Raw genomic sequence first — 25,374 nt, 5'->3', positions numbered from 1 at the left:
TAATGGGCTATTTGTTCATAATTTACTAGTTGGTAGGACTGTTTTAAGGGATCTTCGTTAACAAAGAGAAATTAATACAAATTCCTAAAAATTAATCATTAACTATAGAATAACAGCCAAGAGTATACATACAGAATGTAGCGTAAATCAGGATATATCCGGATACTACTTACAAGACTTATAATCTTTTAAGAACTCTATAGTTTAGTTGTAAGTTTATTCAAGAAGATCATCTTCTTTTACTTTACTGAGAGCAGAATTCACCAGTTTTTTACTTAGATAGTATGTAAATTTCACAACCATGACTTATGTCATTTCTTTCTGTAGTTTAATATATAATTTAGTGTTCTTCTTACAAGTATGAGAATTAAGTATTGAATAAAATTTCTGTAAATAATGGTAATATTAGGACTTAACTATTACTTTCATGATTCAACCGCATGTATAGTGGTGAATGGAAAGTTAATTGCAGCCATTGAAGAAGAGCGTTTAAACCGAGATAAACACACCAGAGTTTTTCCTAGTATGGCAATAGACAGATGTCTTAAGATTGCTAAACTCAATTATAAAGATATTAACCATATAGCAGTTTCTATTAAACCCACTCATAATTTGGGTAAAAAGCTTTTATACTGTTTAAAGAGTCTAAAGAGTTTCAAACCATTTGTCAATCACGAATTTGTTCATGCTTATAATAAACAAAAAGGGTTTTGGAATTGGTTTAAATATCATTGGAAGAGTAAAAAAGAAGGCCCAAAAGTTCATTTTATTCCACATCATTATAGCCACGCTCCAGGTACTTTTTTCATTTCTCCTTATGAGGAAGCTGCTTTATTGGGGATTGATGGTTCTGGTGAATGGGCGACTACTTGGTTGGGGTATGGAAAGGGTAATGTAATAAAATGTTTGGGAGAAAGCTTTTTTCCACACTCACTAGGGTCTTTTTATGAAGCTGTAACTCAGTTTTGTGGTTTTAGAACGAGCTATGATGAAGGAAAAACAATGGGGCTGGCTCCTATGGGAGACCCTGAAGTTTTTAAAGATGAGGTAGATAAAATGATTAAAGTTGATAAGAATGGACAGCTACATTTTGATTTGAGTTATTTCAACTATCAACACATGAGCTGGAAACGTTGCTCTGATAAATTTTTTAAAATTTTTGGGGAACCGCGAAGGCCTAACGAAGATTTCAAAAAATATCATATGGACGTTGCTGCTGCTTTCCAGAGAGTATTGGAAAATAAAGTCATAGAAATTTGTGATATACTTTATGAAAAAACAAAAGCAGAATATCTTGTGATTTCCGGTGGTGTTTCGCTGAATAGTGTAATGAATGGAAGAATTATAAGAGAAAGTAAATTTAAAGATGTTTATGTGATGCCAGCAGCAGGTGATAATGGTACAGCTTTGGGAGCTGCTTTTTATCTTTATAATGGTATTTTTAATAAACCTAGAAGCTTTATCCATATGAATCCCTATGTTGGCACAAGCTATACAAATAAAGAAATTGAAAAGGTTTTAAAAGGGGCAAAGCTTTCGTATGAATACCATGAGGATATTTGTGAAAAAGCGGCCTCCTTTTTAGAATCTGGAAAAATAATTGGATGGTTTCAGGGGGTCATGGAGATTGGGCCAAGAGCTCTTGGTAGTAGAAGTATTTTGGCAAATCCTGCATTTCCAGATATGAAAGATAAAATAAATAGGGAGGTCAAATTCAGGGAGGCTTACAGACCTTTTGCTCCATCTGTAATTTTGAAAGCCAAAAATGATTTTTTTGATCTCAACGTTGAAGCACCCTTTATGTTAAAGGTCTGTAATGTAAATGAAGATAAGAAAAGTGTAATTCCAGCAGTAACGCATGTGGACGGAAGTGCAAGGCTACAAACTGTAAGGAAAGAACTTCACCCTAGATATTATGATGTTATAAAAAAATTAGGAGACAAAACCGGGATTCCCGTGGTATTGAACACTAGCTTTAATATACAAGGAGAACCTGTGGTAGAATCACCCAAGGATGCTATTAGATGTTTTTTTTCTACTGGACTAGATGCGTTGGCAATAGGTAATTATTTTATCACCAAGAAATAGCAAAGTAATTTTTATTTTTTAACCAAACCAGTGCTTCTTTCATCTTTCAGATTAGGCATTATAGATTCAGGATCAACCACAATATCCTTGGAAGTGATCACATTCTGTATGGTTTTAATAAGAATCTCTACATCCAAAATAAAGGAAATACGTTTCACGTATTCAACATCAGCTGCCAATCTGGCATCCCAGCTCAAAAGATTTCTACCGGATACTTGTGCCAAGCCTGTTATCCCTGGTAGAATTGAATGCCTGATTTTTTCATTTTCTTTATAATATGGTAAATATTGAATTAACAAGGGCCTTGGTCCTATAAAACTCATTTCGCCTCTGAGGACATTAATTAATTGAGGAATTTCATCTAAAGAAGTCCGTCTTAAAAAAGTTCCAATTGAGGTTAGTCTATCTTTATCAGGTAATAAGTTACCCTGTTCATCTTTTTTATCATTCATGGTTTTGAACTTCAGGATCTCAAATATTTTTTCATTTTTACCGGGTCTTTTTTGAACAAAAAATGGTTTGCCATTATTAGCAAAAAAAAGAAAAAATGTAATAAACAGAAATATTGGAGAAATCATAAGAATCATTATTAATGAAGCAGTAAAGTCTAAAATTCTTTTAACGAAAAACTTATACATTATTTTTAAGGTTTAAAATACTCGTTATTTGTTTATCAAACATCAATTTACCATTCATCTGTAAAGTTAAAATATAATTTTTCATCTTAAAATAATGTAGCCTTACCCTATCTTGAATTTAGCTAAATTTAGATATTTATGATTAACACTTATTTCAAAGAAGAATTCTTCCGTGAAAAGTTCTTGCTTACATTACCTATGGTGTACACTCCTTATTACTTATCTATACTGTTCTTATTTGGCGCAGTTTAGCTGATGTCTTCTCATTTAAAATACCATCTTCAAAGATGGTAGGCTTAAACTCGTCTTAGTTTTTTTATGATCATGAAATGGTAAACAATACGTATTGTTTTGGCTCTGGTATTTTTTTAATCTCAGTACAAATTTTAGCTATTTCTAATGAACAAGATAATGAAGATTTTATGTTTTATTCAAACATACTTCGAGTGGTATAATAGTATGTTTTTTTTGGAATATGGTTGGTTTTTAAATGCGGATTTAAAAAAGTAAATATGATTTTTTGCTTTTTAGTTTTGAAGGGTAAAGCGCTTACTTTTAAATCTTTAGAGGCGCTTTTAATAACGACATCTCTATATTCAACTACAAAATCTGACGGTTTTAGTTCGTAGTAGGAAGAATAGTTTGTTAGATAAATAACAGCTAAAAATGAGGGTACATATAATTGGGTTTCTTTTGGAAGATGTTTTATGATTTCCCAATAATCTTTTTTTCCAGTTTTTTTGAGAATTCTTTTTACTCTTCCTCTACCACAATTGTATGCCGCCAACACCAGTTCCCAATCTTTAAACTCTTGATACAAACTTTTTAGGTATCTACACGCGGCATCTGTAGAGGCAATAGGCTCATTAAATAAATTTATATTTTGAGTTTCATATAAGCCTAGTTCTTTACCAGTACCGTTCATAAATTGCCAGAGTCCTTGCGCTCCTGCCTTACTAGTAGCATAACTTCTTAAATTACTTTCAACTATAGGTAGATACTTAAGCTCTTCTGGTAATCCGTACTGTTTTAATTTGGCTTCAAATAAGGGAAAATAAAATTTAGCCAATCTCATAGTTTCAGGAAGGGTTTCTCTTTTCTTATATTTAATAATTTGATTAAGTACAAGAGGGTGAAAGCTAATTTTTACTTGATTTTGCTTATTTTGATTTTCAATCCTTGTTTTTATGATATCATTAGTTTGGCCGTTGACCGCAAAAACATTAATTAGGCAATAGCCAATCAAGCAAAATTTTTGAGTGTTCTTCCAAGTTTTTACTATTAATTTCATTTTGCGTTGGTAGTCTGCCTTTATTAAACGAATCTTTTTTCTTTTCGTATAGGGATTTTAAGTATAACAAAATAATGGGAATAAAGAACAAATAATAACTTAAAAATATAAAAGCAAATATTTTTAACTTCATAAAGATAGATCACAATTATAGAAAACAGCCTATTTAAATGGGAAGAAATGCTACCGCTTTATCAAGCTCTCAATTGGATAGGTTTACTGAAAAGGATCATTAAAACTTAAGATTATAAAATTTTTAAAGAATCTGTTGGATTGTATATACCGATAATTGTATATTCGCACCGCTAAAAAGGGAAAACTTTTTTCTTTTGTATTTTTATATTGTAAAAAAAATGGTCGCGTAGCTCAGCTGGATAGAGCATCTGCCTTCTAAGCAGACGGTCACAGGTTCGAATCCTGTCGCGATCACTAGTAAACACAGGGCTTCTGGGAGTTTTTATCCCAGAAGCCTTTTTATTTGCACTTAAAGTAGTTGGCTCTTAAGAGAGCAAGCCCAAATTCAAAAAGTTTTGGAATGGATCTATAGTTACTTAGTTCAAAGGAGCCCCCTAATGAGCCTGTTAGTGAATGGGGTATAAGTCTCTAAGAACGCTTAAATTTATGCTAAGGTTATTGATGCTAAGTTAAAAGGGGAACATAGAAAAAGTAAAGGCTGTATATGGGTGATTAATACGCTTCCTAGCCATTAGTTCAAAAAATATAATTTTTGGACAAATAAGCAGTTCTAATCAGTGGAATAGGACAATGCACCTGTAAGCAAGGGCGATACATGAAAGGGAAGCGACAAAGCACTGTAGCGCCTGTTTTTGGCACGTTACTCAATTTATGGGGCTAAGCAAGATCAAGCTTGTGCTGAGTCTATCGAAGTAACCATTGGCATTCAGCAGGCTAATAAATGTATGTAGCTGTCTGTAATTGCTTACCCTTCGACGAAGTGCTCAGGGCAAGTTTTTAAAGAAATACTTTAAATTCAATCAAAATAAGGTGAAAAGTGGGGTATGGAACCTTGCCTTTCATAAAATGATAAAAACGGTGCTTCAAAACTGTTTTTCCGCCTATTTAAAACCTGTTAATTTGACAATCTAAAACAATAAACTAATAATAAAAAAGCCCTTCTGAAGGGCCTGAAATAATTAACTTTATCATCAATTATTGGCTTGTGCAACAACTACTGTTATTATGCCCAGTTTTTTGATTTTTAATTAATTTAAATTCCCAAAAACTTTTCTAATTTTTCGTTGAGTTCATTTCCTTTATCACAATTTACAAAGAATACATAACCGTATTTTTTCTTAATACTAAATGCAAATTCAGACTGGAAATCTTTGTTTGAACCACCATGTCGATAGATGGTATCATTTTCAGTTGGTTTTATTCCAAATCCTAAACTCCAATGGGTAATCCCGTCTTTTGTATAATTTACATTATCCCTAGGTATAACTGTGTAAGGACTTAACATCTCTTTGTAAGTTTCTTTATAAAGTCCTTCTTTATTTATTATAGAAATTAAAAAATTCGCATAACTATTTGCCTCTGTACGAAGTCCTCCTGATGCACTGAAAATTTTTGAATTTTGATAAGGTAATGCAGTTCCCCATTTCATTTTTCTTGGTTCTCCGTTAATATGGCCAGATACTTTATTATCATATAAATAATCATTCCAAACAAAATATGCATGTTCCATTGAAAATGGTTGGGCTATTTCATTTTGAAATAACTCATTTAGTTATTTCATATTTACAAAATTCAAATGAGCTATTACTCTTGCCAAGTATTGATATGCTTCTCCCGAATAGTTGAAAGTTATATTTGGTTCATTAATCATAAAAAAATCACCTCTATTTATCTCTAAATCTTCAGGTGGTTTGTCAAACCATCGCCAATTCGGAAACCCAGTTCTATGACTTAAGACCATTCTGGCTGATACATTTTTATATCGTTGGTCTTTTTCCATTTCTTCATCTGGTAAGTAATAGTGTAAAGGTCTGTCTAGATCAATAATTCCTTTTTCACCCAATTTCATCACGAAAAGAGCAAAAACTGGTTTTGATAAAGAAGCAGCTTCAAAGATTGACTTTTTATTTACTGCTTGATTAGTTCTAGTATTAGTGACACCTAATGAATTGTTGTAAGATATTTCACCATCATTTATTATAGAAATAGATATAGACGGAATACTCAAACTATCCATTTGATTTTTTAAAAATTCATCAAGTGTTTTGGTTGTTATTTTTCGCCCATCATAACTTTGAATTTCTCGTGCTTTATTCTCTTTATTACAGGATTGAAATAAGTTTGAAAAGAGAAGAAATATAAATAAGTATTTAAGTTTATTCATGTTTTAAAGGTTTCTTTAAAGACCCAGAAAATTTTCAAACGTTGCATTTATTTTGTTGTATGTGTTCACAAATTGGGCATAACGTCTCGGCTATGAGTAGTTGCGTGGGTTAGCACTCAACTTTGCAAGTACACGCCAAACTGAAAATCGGCGAGGATTTTCAGAAGTAAGCGAGAACTAGCCATTAATTATACATATTGTGCCTGTTGCACAACTATTGTTTAAAGATAGGAAAAATCGTATTTTTAGTTATGCAAGGCAAGACTTGTGGTGAGTTTATTGAAGTAACCATTGGCATTCGGCAAGCTAATAAATGTATGCAGCTGTCTGCAATTGCTTACCCTTCGACGAAGTGCTCAGGAAAGCCTTAAAGAAATACTTAAAATTCACTCAAAATAAAGTGAAAATTGGGGCGGGAAGCATTGCTTTTCTACAAACTAAGAGACCATTGCTCTAATAATGGTTTAGGCTTTATTTAAAGCCCGTAAATTTAGTCTCCAGTTAGGATAAATAAATTGAAAACCTCCTTAACCCCACTTTCTCGGGAAGCTTAAAAGAAAACAGTTCTTTTTTAACCAGTGGCTTGTGCAACTGCTACCGTCTTAAGTTTGCATCTGAAATAATTCTTTTATTATTCGTGGTGAAGTGATATTGTTTCTTCAGAAAGCTCTAAAAAGCGAGCGGCATTATTATACAGAATATCCCTTTTCTCATCATCGGATAAGAATGGCGCATTATTTACAGTCTTTACAGCAATCGAAACAGCCTTTGGCCATAACATCTGATCTGTTCCAAACATAATCCTTTTACCAAACCCAGCATCGATTAATTGCTTGAGTGCAGAATAGAAAGCCTTTTTTGGTAGAGCCCATGTTAAAACACCTATGTCAGTATACAGTTGGGGGTAGATGTACATCATGGCAATAGTTTCCGAAATATAAGGCCAGCCAGCATGTGCTATGAAAGCTTTTAGTTTAGGATGTTTAACCAAAACAGGTTCAAACAGTGTTGGTTTTCCAAGTGTGGTTCTAAATTTAGGAGCAAAGGAGTGTGGTCCGCCTGGAGGACCAAGACCCGTGTGCAAACATACGGGTATACCCTCGTCTTCGGCAACTTGGTAGTAAGGTTCCATCATTGCGTCATTAGGCGTGATTCCGAAATATTGGAGTCCTAATTCACCAAGAGCATTCACTTTATTTTTGCCAAAATACACCTTTAAAGAATCAGGGCTCAAAATCGGTTTACCTTTTTCATTTGTTTGTATTCCTGTTAGAAACAATTGAGGTCGAGATTCTTTCCAGATTGCAAGTGCTTTTATGGAAGTACTGCTGGTAAGTGCGAGCTTAATATTGTTTTTCTCCATCTCATCAAGAACATCTTGAAAATGAATCACTGCATTTTCTGGGGAGATTAATTCTTTTGCATACGATTCACCTGCCCATGAAGCCTTTAAATTAGGTGTAATTTCTTGGTAGGCATGTAAATGAATATCTATTACTGGCAGTTTGGATTCTTGTGAATAGCAATGGAAACTAATTATCAGTAGAAGAATTGGATGAATTTTTTTCATGGTTTATTCAGTTTTTATGCTAAGGTGTTCGTGTATGATATCTTTGTGATGGTTGAGAACTAATTTAGCAAATAAAACACGAACTTTAGCTTGTCTCTAAAATATTCCGAAAGGTTAGGGAAGTAGCAATGCATTATACACGTTGTGCCTGTTGCACAACTATTGTTAAAGATAGGAAAAATCGTATTTTTAGTTATGCAAGTCAAGACTTGTGGTGAGTTTATTGAAGTAACAGTTTGTATTGGGCAGGCTAATAAGTGTATGCAACTATTCTCTATGGCATATAACCCTTCGACAAAATGCTCAGGGCAAGTCTGAAAAAATACTTAAAATTCACTCAAAATAAGGTGAAAAGTGGGGCGAGAAGCCTCCACTTTGTGCAAATTATAAATCAGGGCTTCAGGGCTTTTTTTGGCTCTATTTAAAGCCACTAAATATGGCTTCCCATTAAGGTCAATGCATTTAAAAAGACCTTCAATAGGGCTTAAAATAAGAAAGATTTTTGCAAATTAGTGGCTTGTGCAACGACTACCCTTGTTGTGAGTAGTTTTAATTCGAATTCATATTGAATTTTATAGGCTCATTTATTTTTAGTCTTTTAGCGGATGAGGGATTCTTTAAATTTTTGATTCGGTAAACAACTCTTGTGGTGGTGTCAGTCATCGAGTCGTATAGAACATTTCCATTAGTATCTACAGTTTTCGCTTCATACGGTGCAAAACTTCTATTAAGTTCTCTGTCTTTTGTTATATCAAAGTCCTTTCTTCTATAATTCTTAGGCACATTTTTTAATTTGAAAAATTTATCTAACCATAAACTATCAAGTACAGTGTTAAATTGAAGATTAATAGAGTCCATTTTAGCGCCTCTAAAGTTTTCAGAATTTGGTAAATATGCTCCTTCAAAATCACACCCGTTTATGTTGGCATTGTTTAATTTGGCAAAAGATAAATTTGTAAAATTCATATTACTATTGCTTAAATCTGAACTTGATAAGTCAGCTAGTATTAATTTTGAACCATGAAAAACTGACTGTTTTAGGTTTGCTGATTTTAAATTGATTTTTGACAAGTTCTTGGTTAATAAATTCGATTCGCTTAAATCAGCATATGAAAAATCAGAGTTGCCAATGATATAATCGATATTTGTACCTGCAAGTACCAATGATATAAGGAGTTGTCCTCGTTCAGGGCTCAAAGGTGAAGTTAATTCTCCATTTTCATTAAGATATTTATAAGGCTTTAAAGAATTACTAATCGCGATGATTCTACCTTGAAGTCTTGGGCTTAAAAAATTTGCAATGATACCAGGGGAAATTGTATATCCTGATTTGGATTCGATTAAGTCCAATTCCTCATCTATTTCGTCAAGAATACTACTTAATTCAAAAACTAGTGCTGACCTTCTAGTAGATTCTTCTAAAAATGTTTGTTTTTCAATAAACTTATTCTGTTGGTCAAAAAGGTCGTTAGCTTTTGTAGCTAAAAAAATCCCAATAACGGCTGTTATACTTACACCAATTGCAGTAACGGTTTGAGTTGAAAACAAGAGAAAAACAAGAGCTCTAATAGTTGCGAATCTTTCTTTTTTATTATTCCATCTTTAAAAATGTTTAAGATAGCTGGAATAATCCTATGTTCTTGTTCCAAAAGTTTTAATTCAACTTTTGATACACGTTCATTCAGTTCATTACTATTAGTTTTATCTGTTTTTTCCATTTACTTAAGAGCTAATGTTTTGTGTTGTACGCAAATTACACACAACGTAAAGTGTAAAAAGCGTTTTAATGCTTTTTTACATAGTGTTAAGTTTAGTTGTTCTACCCAAATGTAAGGAATTTTCCCCTTTCTTACAGTGGGGTAAACTAACGGAGTTTCAACAGGCCGCGCAAATCATGAAAAGCCAACACTTGATGGAGGGATCAGTGGCGGCTATGGGCTTTATCCCTGATAAGGAACGTAGCTGGCAATGAAGCAAAGCGTTAAAATCAAACCCTGCTCGCGGGCTTATTTTTAGCTCAAAGCGGTTCGGGAAGAAAAAAGCAGTTCTTGACTTTATCATTTTTTTTCGATACCTTAACCAAAGTCTTTAGTACGTTAGCTACGTTTGCAAATCCAAATTTGCACGATGCAATCGAAAAGACTTTGACTTCCCGCTTTTTAAAAAATCTAAGCCTTAAAAATACTTGCCAATCCTTACTTTTTTAACGCATCCATCCGTTAAGTTTTGTCCGATGGGCTGCTTGAAATTAAACTTAACGTCTCGGCTATGATTAGTATGGGAAAAAAAAGCACTTTTGTTTCCGTTTAAGCGATTAGCCGAATCTTTTTGTTTGTTTTTATTTTTTCTATTTAAAAAGCCAAATCCAAAAGATTTGGCGACCTCGCAAATGCGGCCGAACCTTTTAGTTTTGCTACTAATTGACCTATTGTTTTTATACTTTGTTACCCATAGTACTTTTGCGTTCAGCTTGGATTAACTCATTATCTTTTTTCCAAATATAAATCGGACAAGTAATAAAATTAAATAAAATCAAATACCAAGTCCAATTTGATTTGACAGATTTTCCGATATTCTCAAACGACCGCAAACGGCCGATTAAAAAAATCAATTGTCCGACAGTTAAAATCTGCAAAGTGAATATTTCAATATAATAGGCTTTCATTGAAGGAATTAACCAAACAAATTCTTTCGGAAACGAAAATGTAAACATATACATAAAGGAAAGTACCGATGGTATTGTCAATAAAACTTTAGTCAGATTGTTCAGTTCGTTTTTCTTGGTCATTAATGCTTAAAAAATGGATTGCGATTATTAATTTGATGTTAGGATTTACTAAGTCAAAACTTTCTTTATTAGTGTAAATCCATTGTTGTAACAATGTTGAACTTTCAAAATCGCCAGAAGTAATTAGTCGGTCTGCATATTTTTTTACAAACTTATTATTTTGCCCAACTGCAACTAAGAAATCTGCATATTTGCTTTCTAAACCTTTTGCGCAAATTGATTGATAATTTTTATTTGTCTTTAGGTTTGTTGTTTCGCAAAAATTCCAAATTTCGTTGAACGTGGTTTTTCCAATTGAATTATAAAACTCTTTCTGCATTTGGAAATCTAAAAGCTCAACAATTGGCTCGTAACCAACATTAATTAAGTCCGGAAGAATTGGCTCAAAGCAACTTTTAAAATCGGTTTGGTCATTTTTGCAGATTTGGCTCTCAAAAAATTTAGTTATCTTTTTTAAGTCTGCAATTTGGTCGGCTGAAAAATTTGCTTTTAATTCAGGCGTTGAGGATTGACTTTTACAAGACAAATTTAAAATCAGAATAAGTAAAATTAATCTTCTCAATGTTTTTTCAGTATTATGGGCAACGGCCCTGCTATGCGCAGTGCGGATTTAAAAAGCCGAAACTTTCAAATTGCCACAAACGGTAGCCAAAGCTGCGTTTTGTGTTTTTAATTTTATTCAACAAAAACGTCAAAGCGGAGCTTTGGCGGGCTAAAATCACCGACCTTTCGTTTATCCCTTCAGCCCGCATTCCGTATAGGTTTTGTTGTGCCCCGTTTTTCATTTTAAAATTTTCTTAATTGAAGGTTCGTCAACTCGTAAAATTCTTAAAATCTGGGCGGCTCGAGTTTTATTCTTCTTTTTGGTTCGGTCAAAATCGTCCATCAGTCCTGTTGCATACAATCTCTCATTAACGGTCATTCCACCAAATCCAACAACACTCTGAACTTTTTCAATTGTCAGCTCCTCCTGGATTTTATTGAGCACATATTCGCAAGCATCATTTTCGTTTGTAAATGTTCTTGTGGAATGCTTTTCGCCACGTTCTCTGTAATAGACTTCATATTCAGCAGTGTACGTTCCCATTTTGATTGTCATAGCGATTTTATCTTTATCGTCAGTCGAGCCAAAAAGTCCGTGCAGATAATACCTGTCGTCAGAAACGCCTAATTTTTTGAGTTCGTTATTTAGTTCTTCAATCGTCATTTTTCAAATGAGGCCCAACTAGTTAATATACGCACTTTGTTGCGTTTATTTCTCTTTCAAATATACCTTTTTGAATACTAAATCAAAAGAACTTTTAATGTTTGTTAAATGTGTAGTACGTACATGTGTATAAACTTCGGGGGTTTTACTGGAACGATGCCTTAAAAGTTGCTGTATACACCGCAAATTAACGGTGGTTTAAGATACAACCGTAGTTTACTGGCTCGATTCTGTCTGTGAGAGAAGTAGCTATAAATAAGAGATTCAAATTATTATTAGGAGTATTGAGCTCACAAGGAATATTTAAACTTCTTCGTTTTCAGATGCGTAATAAATTGGAAGCGTTTTCTTTTGTTGATTCTCAGCCCGGAGTGCCTTCAGGAGCTCTAATCTTTTTAAGACCATTTGAAATGAGTGTTTGTGTTTGAAAAAATTAATAATTTATGAATTCTCAAGACAGTATTTCATAGAACCAAAATAGGTATTTAAAAGAAGGTTTATCTTATACATAACTCCAATAGTGGTGTTTATTTCGGCTAAGCCTGACTTTAACATATCCCTTTAGCGCTATTCATCCTTAAAAAAAGGTAAATAATATACGTTTTAACCTTCATTTTTTGCAGGTTTTTCCACTACTATTTTAAAGAAAATTTTGGTAAATTTAAGTAAATCAAAACCTTATATTATGAAAAAAAATAAATTATTAATGGCGTTGGTTATCATTTTATTGATATTCACAGCTTGCCAAAACGAAGAGACATCTGTCTATGATGAGACAAATGCAGAGCAACTTTCTAAGGAAGAAATCAACTTTAGTGATAAAGTTGAAGAGTCACAGATCTACAGTGCAGTTAAAAATAATGACTTCGTAATTGAAGGTAATGTAGTACGACGGGGCGAAGAGGAGATTAGACTTGATTATCACGAAAAGTATGGAGTAGTAAAAGCTGATGAATTTCCTATGGACAGGGAGGGATTGAGAGAACCAAGCCTTGATACTTTCCTTGAAAGAACTGGTCTGAGAGAACAGGATATTGCAAATTACTCCATTAAGGAAGACAAGTTTAGCGGAATTGGATTTGCACAACACAGAATGCAGGATGGTGAGGTAATTGATGTTCCACATAGATTTGAAAACGAGTCTGTGTATAGATTTGAAGGTGAAATGAGGGATGGTAGAAGGTTCAGTCATATAATCATCATTATTTGTTCAAACGGGCTTATCATTATCATTATATGGTGATGAATGCCAATATTTCTAAGAATAATCAAATAAAAAACGGATCGTAAGGTCCGTTTTTTTATAAGTATAACCCGCTCCAGGAAAAAAGATGCTGAAGATAAAAACCTAAAACATCTTTGGGAAATTACACAACGATGTGCAAAATTGGTGATGTTCTCTGGTAGGCGGATTAAATTTCCTTATGGCTCGCTTTTGTAAAGCTTCTTCGGCAGCTACCTATTGGGCGGCAATCTTGTCCATATAGTTATTGGTAGCACCTAATTTTATCCAGATTTCTACCAGCACCCTTTTGAGTATCCCAAATTCGGGATTTGTTGATAAAGGTAATATATGTGATGATGCGTATATCTAACAGTATTAACACCGGCAGACTTAAAAGGCAATATTGACTGAATTTTTCACAGGTTTTAAATGTTTTATTCTGATAAATACTGGCACGAGTTTTTGACTTGTACCAGATTTTAATTAGTTACAGCATTCATCACTCGGACATTCGCTATACAGGTTTAAGCTGAATTACATTTTTGAAATTAGTTTCCAGCCAAGCTTTGAGATGGTCTTTGCATGTTTCGTGAAAAATACTTTTATGGTTAATAGATATGTCTGTAAGTAAAATAACCATGTATTGAAATTGCTCCTACTGATATTGCCACTATAACCGCAGGTGTAGTATCTGTTTTTAAGAACGATTCAAATTTATGCGAAGGTTGTTGAAACTAAGTTAAAAAAGGATACAGAAAAATTAAAGGCTAAGTACGGATGTTCTATCAGATTCAGCTATCCAAATGCGAGGAACGCCTAGCTTTTGTAAACAGTAATTCTTAATTGTGTTTGCTTTCATTTGTTCAAATTATATGGTCAAAATTCACCATACTTATAAATCAAAAATAAGATCGTTCCATAAAACAAAATCAAATTTATCATAACAAAAAGAAATCTTCTTATTTTAGTCAGGTCAAAAGCCTTGGAATTCCAAATCATAATCAATAAGTGATATGGTATAAAAAATATTTCTTCAATAGCATTATTATTTATGGTAAGGCTAGAAATTATTGAAATGGGAACAAAAATAATTGTCCATAAGCTTACATTATAGATATTAAGTATGAGATGCTCAAAAATATTTTTCTTGAATTTTAGATAAAGCGACCAACTTAAAAAAGTTAGTAATATGATGTTGGTTATTAAAATCACAAATTGTGAAGAAATAGTACTGGCTACTACAAGTCCTAAAAAATCATTCGCCATTAGATAGTGTAGTACTAAGAAAAGAGATGCTAACGTGAAGAATTTTCCAGGACTAAAATAAAACTTCCTATAGCCATTCCAATAGTTAGTAGCTAAGGTTTTTGGTTGGCTTACCCCAATTTTTATATTTCTTAAAAAAGACTTTTCTATAGAGAAAATGCTATCAAATAAATCTACAAATAGTGTTGAAATGGTCACTCGGTTATCTTTGAAATATTGACCACAATTTGGGCAATAATTCTTTTTAATTTCATTTGAACAAACAGAACATTTCATATCTTTTTATTTTCCATTTTTTGTGCCCACATTTTTTACAATATTGCTATTAAGAAAAGTTCCTAACATAGTGGATAATTTTAGTAAACCGAGCGTTGCTTCTTTATCGATGTTAGATGCATTATAGTAAAGTGGTAACCAAGGGGGAGTGTAATGGTATGCGAAACCTAAAATTAAAGAGTGAAGGAAAAGATTTTACCCAGCATGCAGCGCCTTCAAAAAATATAGAGAGCAAACGTCTTTATTTTTCAATAAATTTTTCCTTTAAATGCAATTTTAATAGTTCTTTAAGGGGTTCAATATATTCCTCATCCATGAAGAAATACCCTAATTTATCTTCTGACAATTTTTTAATAATAATATTGGTATGGTGCAAGGTAACGGTCTTAATATCTCTGTAATATATATCATTTGTGGTAAGTTCAAGGAATTCTGGAACAGAATTTGTTTTTAATAGCTGTTCTCCCTTTTGTCTTATTTCTCCTCTGTTGAAATGGAAATTATGAGAAGCATAATCAGTACCTCCAATCATCTTATTGCCTCCTGAAACAGGTATTTGTACCAGAAGTAATCTATAATTGGTGATCACCAAAGAATTTTCCGGAAAACGGCTTTTTCCTGCTCCCAAAAACGCTCCGCCTCTATTTTTAAAAATATCTTTAAAACTTGTTACAGTTTCTATAATTCCAAAAACAGCTCCCTCAATTTGTTCATCTTGACGATTTTCTATTTTATGTTGTACAGTAGAAGGATCTATTCTGTTATCATCAAATTGGACATTTTTTATTCTTTTAAATTCTATGATAGATAATACAACAACGATCAACATAAATACTGCAATTATCCATGAAAACACATGAGTTAACCCAATCCAAAACATCACCAATATACCAATGCTTATTGTAGGCACAAGCCTTATCAGGCTAAGCTTTTTTTCTATTAGTACATATTCCTGATTAATTTTCGCAAAATTATCGCTTTTAGAAAGGTTTTCAATCCAATAATATTTAATCAGATGTATCATAAACTTATAGGCTCTAAAAATAATAAAGACAAATAAGATGTACTTCCATGACTCTCCTTTTATTGGTGAATATGGAGTAATAAGTTGACCAATTAAATCGGAACCTTCTGAAGATAAAAACACAAAAATTAAAGTGCTACTAATACTAATACCAATCAAATGAAGAACTGATTTAATAAAGTCCCAATATTCATTTATAATTAGTAGGTTTCTGTAGCTTTTTGCACTGTCTTGAGTATCTATTGAATAAATGGATTTCATCGCTTTGATTTTGAGATATCCTACGATTAAATTTACTAAAATCTCGGTTCCAATTAAGATGGTTATAACTGTTGTTGAAATTTTAAAATAAACGATAAGAATAAATCCAAAGAAACCTAAAAAAGCCATCATTTTAATTAGCCCTATAAAGCTTAATCCTTCTTTGATTAATTCTTTCTTTTTTTCCAAACCTGAAAGCGTTGAGTTTTTGTCAAACGGATTTGGAATCATTTTTGAAATAGACATAATGAAATAGAATTCAATAGATTATTTTAATAATTTTTTTTATTTGAGACCCCATCCTTTCTAGGTTATGGGGCTCTTCTCAATGACAAATATTAAATAATAAATTCATTTTATTGCGCTTGTTTCTTTTTTTAAATGTAATTTTTTGCTTTTTAGATCTGTGTAATGAATGGTTGCCAACTGGGTGTTTTAATATTTTTTCATTATAAAATTTGATGGAATTGATACTTTGATTTTTCTAAGAGGTAGAAACCATTTGGTTCTTTATTTTAAAGGTTTGTATAGCCCTAAACAACCGATATGGATGATTAAAAGGATTAAATATAGAGTCTTAATCTATTTATAAGTATTGTTAAAAAAAACTATTTTGTAAATCTTTTAAATAGTAACTGCTAGATTTACCATTAAAATTTTAAAGAACTAGGTCTATGCATATATTAAAGCCAATTCCAATATTCTGTACCCTATTCTTATTTATAGTAGGATCTTTTTCTCAGGAAAAACAGGTTTCCATTAATGAAGCTCAGATTAACTTCACTTTTATCTCAAAAAATGTTCAAGGAACCATAGGAGATTTAAAATCTACTTCTATGATTGATCTTCAAAATTTTCAAAACTCAGTTTTTAAAGGTTCTGTTTCTTTAGAATCGTTGAAAACAGGTAATTTTTTGAGGGATTGGCACCTAATGAGTAAGAAGTATTTTTACCGGCAAAAGCATCCAAGAATCTATTTTAAGAGTGCCGAGATTGTGAAAAAAGGAGCTCTTTATGAAGTTAAAGGAGTTCTCAATATTAAAGGTATTTCAAAGTATATCTCCATGAAAGCATCAGTTTTAGAAAATCAAATAAAGCTGTCTGGCTTAATTAATACTGCGGACTGGAATATTAATGTACTTAAAGAAAGAGCTGATAATAAGGTTGAATTTAGTATTGACCTAGTTCTAAAGGATGCTAATTAACACCCAGCAGGTGTTTTATGTACAAAAGGATTTTACAACACTAATTTTTTGTGATGTAACAAAGAAATCTCCTATCTTTCTTGAATGTATTTTAAATGGCTTTATAAGTATATTTTTCGTGGTCTTAAATACATTACTTTGAATCTCTTGTTAAAATCTTGCTGGTTTGCTCCTAGGGGTCTTGGTTTTTAGCTAACAACAAAATAGATAATTCTAAATGCTATGGTTTTTTCTGATAAGCCTACGTAATCATTGTAATTATAAATTAGTTTTTGGAAAAATTATATTACAACATTTATAGAAATATTTCAATATTATTTAAATAATATTCTTAATAATATTTAATTATATTTGATTTTAACAAGTTTACCATTAATTCATCAGATTAACCAAAATAGTATGTATTCCATTCCCTTGAATATATTATTGAAACCCAGTTTAGCCTATAATCGAGTGAAACTACTTTATCAAACCACGTATTTATACTCGTATTTTGATGAAGGGATATGTCTATTTTTACAGGAAACCATAAAAAACAACCTTTTTGTCCTTTCATCAAAGCATTCAGATCACTTTAATAGTTTGAGATAGTGTATTGGAGCTTTTGGTAATTTAATTACAAATCACGATTTGCAATTAGTTTTTTTATAAAGGCTTTTTAACTTTTCATTTTGTACAAATTCACCTTAAGGTTCATTCATAACAACAAATTTTTCAGAATGTATTTGGCAGAACTTTATTTATGAAATCAATAAGAACATTTTTAAAAATATTTTTATTAGCAGTCTTTTTATTGAGTTCTGTTGGCAATGCTGTAAAAGCTCAAGAAAAGACCGAAAAAAAGGAAAGTGGGCTTAAAAAGGATTTAAAAAAAATTGCAAAAATACTTTCTTTTGGCGGCAAATTAAAACATAGTGATTCTGCTAAATTGGCGCGTAAATATATTCGTGAACAACAAAAACTACTTAGAGAGGGAGGAAATTATCCCTATAATTTAAATACCAAGCCTGTAGGCAGTTCCAGTAATAATCTGGTGGTTGCAGATAATTTTGAGTTAGGAAAAGAAGTACTTGGCTGGTATCCTTTCTGGGAAAAAGATTTATACAAAACACTGGATTATAAACTTTTAAGTACCATAGCGTATTTTGCATATGAGGTAAACCCAAAAAATGGAAAAGCAAAGAATGTGCACGATTGGAACACAACTCCATTATTAGATTCTGCTAGGGTGCATGGAAAAAAAGTACTCTTAACGGTATCAAATTTTGGAAGGTATAATAATCGGAGGCTTCTCAGGAATCAAAAGAGTACAGCTACCTTGATCAAAAACCTTATTCAATTAATTTCAACAAGAGGTGCCCATGGTATTTGCGTGGATTTTGAAGGGGTACACAAGTCTGAACGTAATTTGTTTTCTGCCTTTATATCTCAATTGAAATTACAATTAAAAGCAGCAAATAAATCGTATGAATTATACCTAACGCTTCCTAGTGTAGATTGGGAGCAGTATCTGGATTTTGAAAGCATTAGCCCCTATGTAGATAGCTTTGTGATTATGGGTTATGATTATTACGGCCAGGCTAGTTCAGTGGCAGGCCCAGTTGCCCCTTTACAAAGCGGTAAGATATGGCAACGTTATAATATTGAGCTTTCTGTAGACTTTTATCTTTCTAATGGTATTCCTAGCTCGAGCCTTTTGTTGGCATTACCTTATTACGGTTCTATTTGGGAAACTGATAGTGGTAAAAGAATGGCTAAAGCTAAAAGGTTTATAGGTTCTCGCACATACGATTATATTAAAGAGAAAATAAAATCACCAATTCAGTATGATTCTATAAGTAAAAGTATGTGGTCTGCCTACGCTGTGCAAGGAGGGAAAGCACCTTTTAGACAAGTTTGGTTTGATAATATGAATACATTTTCAACGAAGTTGGAATACCTTAAAAAAAAGAAATTAAAAGGTCTAGGTATTTGGGCGTTAGGCTACAATAAAGTAAATAAAGATTTATGGAAAGCAGTAGCCAACAATCTAAGTAAACCTTCGGTAGCGATTTCCGATGCTAATAATTCCAATCAGGGAAATGGAGTGAATGATCCAGATAATCCTAACGATCCTATTACCAATAGTGAAGATGCTAACAGTGATAATATTACAGATCAAAATACAAATAATCAAACCACAGAAGGCGAAAATCCAACAGTTCCCACAGATCCTACTAAAAATCAGGAAGAAAATGGAAAACCAAAAACAGAAAACTCTTTTTTAAAGAAGCTTACAGATATAGAATATATTCTTCGAGAAATGACTACGCATAAAACCTTGTTGCTATCAATCTTATTATTGGTAGTGATTTTTGGAGGTGTTGGTTTTATCATTGCCATGTTTCAACAAGATACCCGCTCTTATTTCTTTACCAATACAGCACAAACAGTTTATTATTCCTTGGTGATTATATCTTGTTTACTAGTTCTCTTTAGGTGGACAGGCAAAATAAACGATCTTTCTGTAGTACTTATTATTGGTTTCATAATGGGGTCTGTCTCCGGCTATCTGGTTTATAAAATATTGGAACAAATAAACAGAGACAGACCATGAAAAAGAGCACTACGATGAAGAATATGCAGGAAAAAGAGGGAATGATTCTCAAGCTTTTTAAAACATTAAAGAAGTTTATTTCTAAAGAGTTTCTGTGGGTATTATTTATAGTGCTTTTGGCATTGCCACTAACTTTAATGACTCATTATTTTATTAAAAAATATGCCTATGATGATGCAATGAAAATTGTTGATGTGATTTCTAAAGGATCCTCTCTTTTTACCGTCAACTTATTCGTGAATATGGGAGGGATTTATTTATCCAGAGCAGTAGCGGGGGCTTTGGCAACTTTGAGTTCAAAACCTAAAAGTTAAATTGTTATGATTGATAAGGCATTTGTTTTCATACAGAATTTTCTAAACCAACAAATCAAAATGTTGTACGGGATAGACGAAGACCGTGTAGTTGCAGAGAGTTTAGTAAATCCAGATGGGAGTACTTCAGATGCTGTAATGAATAAAGTAGTAGTCTCTTTAGTAAATATAGAACATGAGACCACAGTGAATACCCATCAATATGTTTCAGGTGCTTCTAATGATTATGGAAAGGTGCCCAATACTGTTTTTTTAAATCTTTACCTTTTGGTTGCTGCTAATTATGAATCTGGTAACTATCAAGAGGCATTAAAAATGCTTTCATCTGTCATAGGTATATTTCAGTCAAATACCTATTTCGTAAAGTCTAAAAATCCAGATATGCCCCCTCTTTTGGATAAACTAACTTTTGAAATTTATAATCTTCCAATAAATGAACTTAGTCATATATGGGGAGGTTTGGGGGCTAAGTATGTACCCTCAATTATCTATAAAGTAAGAATGATTGCTGTTCAGGAAAATAAAATAACCAGAGAAGTTCCAGGTGTTGGAGGTCTTGATAACGAAGTAGGAGCTAGAACAAATTAGTATGAACTTAATTTATAAAAAATGGCTTGATTTGAAAGTGTCTCATGGGTACTTTCCAGATGCTATTTGTAAAGTTCTTACCATGGTTCCTTTTAGAGAAACAGAACAGATCTTAAAAAATTATGATATTCTTTTGAATCATAAGTCTGGTACTTTCTCATTTTTTATAGGGAGGAATGAAGGGGAAGCCACAACTCTAAAAGAAAAACTTCAAGGCATTTCTGATTTATATTTTACTATAAAAGTGAACGACACGATGTTTTATAACTATACAGAGATCCCTTTTCCAAGTGACACTAAAACTCTTTTCTTTGAAAATAATCAAAGCGCTTTAAATAAAACATTGCAGAAAAATAATCATGTGGGTATGGAAGATCAGATTTCCATTAGGGCTAAATCGTTCTCATTAATTATTCCAGATAATACAACAAAGTTAATGGTAAAGGATGGGGAAGGAGATGTGGTCTTTGAAGCGATCAATATCCCCCCGTCTTTGAACCATTATCAAGTTCAGTTAAGAGGAGCATCACCAGGTATTTTTGAGTTATGGATGAATGATGAACTTATTGAGAAGTTTCTTTATTTAGATAATTTGGTAAGATCAGATATGGGCATTTTGCGTTTAGCAGTAGCTGATATTTCAGATTTAGAGCAAATCCCAGAATATAACATAGATTTTAAAGCAAGAGAAGTTTTTTGGCAGTATAAAATAGCCAGTACTTCTACAAAAACAACGATTAAAAAAATGTTAGTCTCAAGAGGTAAAGAAAATGTTTTTGAGGGACCTCAAAATGAACAATTACCAAATGGGCAGGAGATACGTACATTTTTATCTTCAGCGCCTATGATGCTTCAGGAAGAATTAGAACAACCCCCATTGCTGTCATTAAATTACACGGGTAATTTTTCAAGTGAAATAAGTTCACTTGAATTAAAGCTGCCAAACCCTCAGCCTATGGAATTACAATCATTTAAAAATCAGCAAAATGAAAGTCATTTGCTGGTATCAACTATAGTATATGTTTAATCTTAATTTTTAAAACTATGTCAACAGTCATGAAAACCCCCGGGGTGTACATCAGCGAATTGGATGCCTTTGGGAACGCAGTGGTACCTATACCAACAGCCGTTCCGGCTTTTATAGGGTACACCGGGCAAACCTCTTACAATGGGAAGAGTTTGCTAAACAAACCCGTAAAAGTTACTTCCTTAGCAGAATTTCTGGCCATTTTTGGAACAGAACCGCCAGAAGTTAAATTTAAAATAACCGCTAGTTACTTGCCAGAATATCAAGCGGCAGTAGATAAATCTGTTACGGATACAGCAGCGGCATTAAAGGCTGCAAACGATGCAGTTACTGCTGCTGCGGCCAATGCAACAAAGGAGCAGAAAGATGCAGCAGCAGCAGCGAAAACTGCCAATGATGCAGCAAAAGCTGAGCAAACTGCTGTGAAGGCAGATAAAAACCTTAAAGCACTTACAACAGCGCAGGCAGCAATGCCAACAGATGGTACTGCACCTACCGATGCTCAGTTAAAGGCGCTTGCAGCAGCACAAAAAACTATTGATGATGTAATTCATAATGCAGAATTTGTTATTGGTGGTATTGCGTATGATGTGGAAACAAGTAGCATTAACTATAGAATGTATGGGGCTCTTAAATTCTTTTATGAAAATGGAGGAGGAAGCTGTTATGTAATTTCTATTGGAGCCTATGATTATTCTAAGCCTGCCATTACAGATACAGATGGTTTTATGAAAGCAATTACTTTGCTGGAAAAAGAAATGGAGCCTACTATGTTGGTGATTCCAGATCTAGTAGAAATTAAAGATCCTACAGCAAGTGATGTAACTGATTTTTCACAGTACTATAAAAACGCGTACTCTCTTCAAGGAGCTATGATAAACCATTGTGGCAAGATGATGAATAGAGTGGCCATATTAGATATTCCAGGGGCTTATAGTGAACCAGAAGTAGGAAAGACCAGTGTGTCCTATTTTAGAGATGCGGTTACTCCACTAGATCAGAAATTTAATAGCTATGCAGCAGCATACTATCCTTGGTTGCATACTACCGTTATTCAGACCTCTGAGGTTTCTTATAAAAATATTGATTCAAAGTCTTATGATTCGGTTCTTAAAATGCTCACCATAGAGTACACCGATAAAAATGGGGTTTTTAATGAGAAAATTAAACCTATTATTGGTGTTTTTGACAGTAAGGCGACACCAGCACCTAATCAGTTACAATTTGAAAAGTCAAATACCATCTTGCAAAACTTGAGCAAATCTTATCAAATGTTAGTAAGTGCTATGATGGCCCAAATGAACCTTATGGGGCCAAGTGCAGCGATGGCAGGTATTTATACTTCTGTAGATAATAATGAAGGGGTATGGGTTGCACCTGCCAATGTAGGCGTTCAAAGCACAGTAGCACCGTCTATCAAGATAGATCATCAAACGCAGGAAGATTTAAATGTGCCTCTTGATGGAAAATCAATTTCTGCCATTAGAGCTTTTACAGGTAGAGGTAATTTAGTTTGGGGTGCACGTACCTTAGATGGAAATTCTAATGACTGGCGTTATATCAATGTAAGAAGAACATTAATCTTTTTAGAGCAATCAGTTAAAGAAGCAGCTAAAGCATATGTATTTGCTCCTAATGATTCCAGCACTTGGGTGAATGTAGAAAGTATGATAAGTAACTTTTTAAATGACATCTGGAAACAAGGAGGATTGGTAGGTCCAAAACCGGCAGATGCTTTTTCAGTTAGTGTGGGTCTTGGAAGTACGATGACTGGTGAAGATATATTGATGGGAATTATGAGGGTAGCAGTGAAGGTTGCGGTATCTCATCCTGCTGAATTTATATCAATCACATTCCAACAGGAAATGCAAAAAGCATAATCAAATAAAAAAACAGTTTAATTTTAAAATCTTAAAGATATGGCAGACGGGTCAGCACAAGGTAATGTATGGCCATTACCAAAGTTTTATTTTAAAGTAAGTCTTGGATCGCAAGACAATACAGTTTCCTTTCAGGAGGTATCAGGATTAGAAACAGAGACACAGGCAATAGAATATAGACATGGAGACAGCAAACAGTTTTCAACTATTAAAATGCCTGGAATTAGTAAGTCTGGAAACGTAACTCTCAAAAAAGGAATTTTTGTAAAAGACAATAATTTCTGGAAATGGTATGATGCTATTAAAATGAATATCATAAAAAGAGAGACGGTAACGATACAGTTGCTAGACGAAAAAGGGGCAGCTACAATGACATGGACTTTAGCAAATGCTTGGCCAACCAAAATTTCCGGTACAGATTTAAAGTCAGATGCAAATGAAGTAGCGGTAGAGACCTTAGAGCTTGCGCATGAAGGACTAACCATTAAAAACGGGTAATAAATGAATGAATTTTACCCACCCGTTTCATTTTATTTTCAGGTTTCTTTTCAAGGAAGCTCTGGAAAAAGTGATGGTTCCTTTAAAGAAGTTTCAGGAATTACAATGGAGATGGGTACAGAAGAAATTGCAGAAGGCGGGGTAAACGGTTTTAAACACCGCGTACCCGTCGCTGCAAAATATGCGAACCTAGTTTTAAAAAGAGGGCTTATTCCTAAAAATTCTGAAATCGCAAAATGGTGTATGAATACTTTAGGAGGGAACTTAGAAGAAACTATTGAAACAAAAACGGTAGTCGTAAAATTACTAGATGAAAATGGCAATCCTTTAAAATCCTGGAATTTTGTAAATGCGTGGCCCGTTAAATGGGCATTATCTGATCTTAATTCTATGAATAATGAAATTGCTATAGAAACATTGGAATTTGCGTTTAGTTATTTTGAAATGAAGTAATATGGCTATAGAAATAAGAGAATTATTGATAAAAGTAAAAATTGAAGACCAGCCTGGAAATAGAAATTCAGACTTGGATTTGAACTTAATGAAACAATCTATACTTAAAGATTGTAAGAAAGAAATTCAGAAACAATTGAGTAAAATAAAAGAGCGATAATATGGCAAAAAATAAAATGACCATAGTAGCTTATCCTAATAATAAGTATTCTGGTAAAGGGAAATCAAAATGCACAGTAAAGATTAACCCTTCTTCTTATGCGCATAATTATCAGGTAAAATACGATAATTCAACTGCCCAAGGAGCCCCGGGAACAACCTTGAAATTTAAAGGAATTCCGCCAGAAACTATTTCATTTGAAATTCATTTTGATGCTACTGGAGCTATTCAAAACAACAAAGTACCAGTTAAAACGCAATTAGATCAGTTTAAAAAAGTTTGTTTTGTCTATAATGGAAGTATTCATGAACCTAATTATCTCATAGTTTCATGGGGATCATTAGTTTTTAAATGTAAATTGACATCTTTAGACGTTACGTATTCATTGTTTAAGCAAGATGGAACTCCTCTTAGAGCAAAAGCGAATGTTAAATTTGAAGAGGCAACGGATGCGAACCTCTTGGCAAGAGAAGCAAATAATAAATCACCAGATTTAACTCATATAATAACTATTAAAGATGGTGATACCCTTCCAAATTTATGCCATGAAATGTACGGAGATGCAAGTTACTATCTAGAGGTAGCTACATTTAATAAACTTATTAATTTTAGAAATTTAATACCTGGAACAAAAATTTATTTACCACCAATTCAATAAAT

Annotated in this window: 23 protein-coding genes, 1 tRNA gene and 1 pseudogene; 13 read left to right on the top strand and 12 right to left on the bottom strand. The window is 33.0% G+C overall.

Features of this window, described 5'->3' with window-relative positions; genetic code table 11:
* Nucleotides 1–396 precede the first annotated feature (396 nt).
* A complete protein-coding gene (locus WBG07_RS02120) occupies nt 397–2,088 on the top strand; it encodes a carbamoyltransferase family protein (RefSeq protein WP_340198832.1) in 1,692 nt (563 codons plus the stop codon).
* An 11-nt stretch (nt 2,089–2,099) separates the two neighbouring features.
* Here WBG07_RS02120 and WBG07_RS02115 read toward each other — a convergent pair whose 3' ends face one another.
* Entirely contained in the window at nt 2,100–2,726 is a 627-nt protein-coding gene (locus WBG07_RS02115; RefSeq protein ID WP_340198831.1) for a sugar transferase, read from the bottom strand.
* Between the two features lie 427 nt (nt 2,727–3,153).
* On the bottom strand, nt 3,154–4,017 hold the full coding sequence (locus WBG07_RS02110) for a lytic transglycosylase domain-containing protein (protein WP_340198830.1): 864 nt from the start codon (nt 4,015–4,017) through the stop codon (nt 3,154–3,156).
* Between the two features lie 355 nt (nt 4,018–4,372).
* Between WBG07_RS02110 and WBG07_RS02105 the strand changes: the two genes are divergently transcribed.
* Nucleotides 4,373–4,446 (top strand) — tRNA-Arg (locus WBG07_RS02105).
* 799 nt (nt 4,447–5,245) lie between these two features.
* On the opposite strand, the pseudogene WBG07_RS02100 reads toward WBG07_RS02105, so the two are convergent.
* The 8 genes and pseudogenes from WBG07_RS02100 to WBG07_RS02065 all read right to left on the bottom strand — a co-directional run bounded on the left by WBG07_RS02100 (nt 5,246) and on the right by WBG07_RS02065 (nt 11,941).
* Nucleotides 5,246–6,376 (bottom strand): annotated as a pseudogene (locus WBG07_RS02100) (serine hydrolase domain-containing protein).
* Nucleotides 6,377–7,007: 631 nt separating this feature from the next.
* Nucleotides 7,008–7,946, bottom strand: coding sequence for an amidohydrolase family protein (locus WBG07_RS02095; RefSeq protein ID WP_340198829.1), 939 nt, complete (start codon nt 7,944–7,946; stop codon nt 7,008–7,010).
* Between the two features lie 549 nt (nt 7,947–8,495).
* Entirely contained in the window at nt 8,496–9,494 is a 999-nt protein-coding gene (locus WBG07_RS02090; protein ID WP_340198828.1) for a pentapeptide repeat-containing protein, read from the bottom strand.
* A complete protein-coding gene (locus tag WBG07_RS02085; protein ID WP_340198827.1) occupies nt 9,458–9,664 on the bottom strand; it encodes a hypothetical protein in 207 nt (68 codons plus the stop codon). Before WBG07_RS02085 ends, WBG07_RS02090 begins: the two co-directional genes overlap by 37 nt.
* Before the next feature lie 716 nt (nt 9,665–10,380).
* A complete protein-coding gene (locus WBG07_RS02080) occupies nt 10,381–10,611 on the bottom strand; it encodes a hypothetical protein (RefSeq protein ID WP_340198826.1) in 231 nt (76 codons plus the stop codon).
* 88 nt (nt 10,612–10,699) lie between these two features.
* The gene (locus tag WBG07_RS02075; RefSeq protein ID WP_340198825.1) at nt 10,700–11,296 is read right to left on the bottom strand and encodes a hypothetical protein; all 597 of its coding nucleotides are present in this window, start codon (nt 11,294–11,296) and stop codon (nt 10,700–10,702) included.
* Between the two features lie 31 nt (nt 11,297–11,327).
* Nucleotides 11,328–11,519 carry a hypothetical protein gene (locus tag WBG07_RS02070; RefSeq protein WP_340198824.1) on the bottom strand — a complete coding sequence of 64 codons (192 nt, stop codon included), beginning with the start codon at nt 11,517–11,519 and terminating at the stop codon, nt 11,328–11,330.
* A complete protein-coding gene (locus WBG07_RS02065; protein ID WP_340198823.1) occupies nt 11,516–11,941 on the bottom strand; it encodes a hypothetical protein in 426 nt (141 codons plus the stop codon). Before WBG07_RS02065 ends, WBG07_RS02070 begins: the two co-directional genes overlap by 4 nt.
* A gap of 685 nt (nt 11,942–12,626) precedes the next feature.
* Here WBG07_RS02065 and WBG07_RS02060 point away from each other — a divergent pair.
* Entirely contained in the window at nt 12,627–13,184 is a 558-nt protein-coding gene (locus WBG07_RS02060) for a hypothetical protein (protein ID WP_340198822.1), read from the top strand.
* A gap of 858 nt (nt 13,185–14,042) precedes the next feature.
* On the opposite strand, the gene WBG07_RS02055 is transcribed toward WBG07_RS02060, so the two are convergent.
* Together WBG07_RS02055 and WBG07_RS02050 are read right to left on the bottom strand one after the other, a co-directional pair.
* The gene (locus WBG07_RS02055; protein WP_340198821.1) at nt 14,043–14,708 is read right to left on the bottom strand and encodes a hypothetical protein; all 666 of its coding nucleotides are present in this window, start codon (nt 14,706–14,708) and stop codon (nt 14,043–14,045) included.
* A 241-nt stretch (nt 14,709–14,949) separates the two neighbouring features.
* Nucleotides 14,950–16,239, bottom strand: a complete 1,290-nt coding sequence (locus WBG07_RS02050) for a hypothetical protein (protein WP_340198820.1) — start codon at nt 16,237–16,239, stop codon at nt 14,950–14,952.
* A 428-nt stretch (nt 16,240–16,667) separates the two neighbouring features.
* Between WBG07_RS02050 and WBG07_RS02045 the strand changes: the two genes are divergently transcribed.
* The 10 genes from WBG07_RS02045 to WBG07_RS02000 all read left to right on the top strand — a co-directional run bounded on the left by WBG07_RS02045 (nt 16,668) and on the right by WBG07_RS02000 (nt 25,372).
* Nucleotides 16,668–17,198, top strand: coding sequence for a YceI family protein (locus WBG07_RS02045; RefSeq protein WP_340198819.1), 531 nt, complete (start codon nt 16,668–16,670; stop codon nt 17,196–17,198).
* Nucleotides 17,199–17,940: 742 nt separating this feature from the next.
* Entirely contained in the window at nt 17,941–19,794 is a 1,854-nt protein-coding gene (locus WBG07_RS02040) for a glycosyl hydrolase family 18 protein (RefSeq protein WP_340198818.1), read from the top strand.
* On the top strand, nt 19,791–20,108 hold the full coding sequence (locus WBG07_RS02035) for a hypothetical protein (RefSeq protein WP_340198817.1): 318 nt from the start codon (nt 19,791–19,793) through the stop codon (nt 20,106–20,108). The genes WBG07_RS02040 and WBG07_RS02035 overlap by 4 nt, the downstream gene beginning before the upstream one ends.
* Nucleotides 20,109–20,114: 6 nt before the next feature.
* Entirely contained in the window at nt 20,115–20,696 is a 582-nt protein-coding gene (locus tag WBG07_RS02030; protein WP_340198816.1) for a Pvc16 family protein, read from the top strand.
* Nucleotide 20,697: 1 nt separating this feature from the next.
* Nucleotides 20,698–21,723 carry a hypothetical protein gene (locus tag WBG07_RS02025; protein WP_340198815.1) on the top strand — a complete coding sequence of 342 codons (1,026 nt, stop codon included), beginning with the start codon at nt 20,698–20,700 and terminating at the stop codon, nt 21,721–21,723.
* 29 nt (nt 21,724–21,752) lie between these two features.
* Nucleotides 21,753–23,603, top strand: a complete 1,851-nt coding sequence (locus WBG07_RS02020; protein WP_340198814.1) for a phage tail sheath family protein — start codon at nt 21,753–21,755, stop codon at nt 23,601–23,603.
* A 39-nt stretch (nt 23,604–23,642) separates the two neighbouring features.
* Nucleotides 23,643–24,101 (top strand): phage tail protein, encoded by a 459-nt coding sequence (locus tag WBG07_RS02015; protein WP_340198813.1) that lies wholly within the window; start codon nt 23,643–23,645, stop codon nt 24,099–24,101.
* A 3-nt stretch (nt 24,102–24,104) separates the two neighbouring features.
* Complete coding sequence (locus WBG07_RS02010; protein WP_340198812.1) at nt 24,105–24,554, top strand: phage tail protein; 450 nt, start codon at nt 24,105–24,107, stop codon at nt 24,552–24,554.
* 1 nt (nt 24,555) lies between these two features.
* The gene (locus WBG07_RS02005) at nt 24,556–24,714 is read left to right on the top strand and encodes a DUF5908 family protein (protein ID WP_340198811.1); all 159 of its coding nucleotides are present in this window, start codon (nt 24,556–24,558) and stop codon (nt 24,712–24,714) included.
* A gap of 1 nt (nt 24,715) precedes the next feature.
* Entirely contained in the window at nt 24,716–25,372 is a 657-nt protein-coding gene (locus WBG07_RS02000) for a CIS tube protein (RefSeq protein WP_340198810.1), read from the top strand.
* The last annotated feature ends 2 nt before the right edge of the window (nt 25,373–25,374 follow it).

Origin of the sequence: Ascidiimonas meishanensis, assembly GCF_037782385.1 — a bacterium.
Lineage (GTDB): Bacteria > Bacteroidota > Bacteroidia > Flavobacteriales > Flavobacteriaceae > Ascidiimonas > Ascidiimonas meishanensis.
This window is presented reverse-complemented; position numbering and strand designations above follow the sequence as displayed.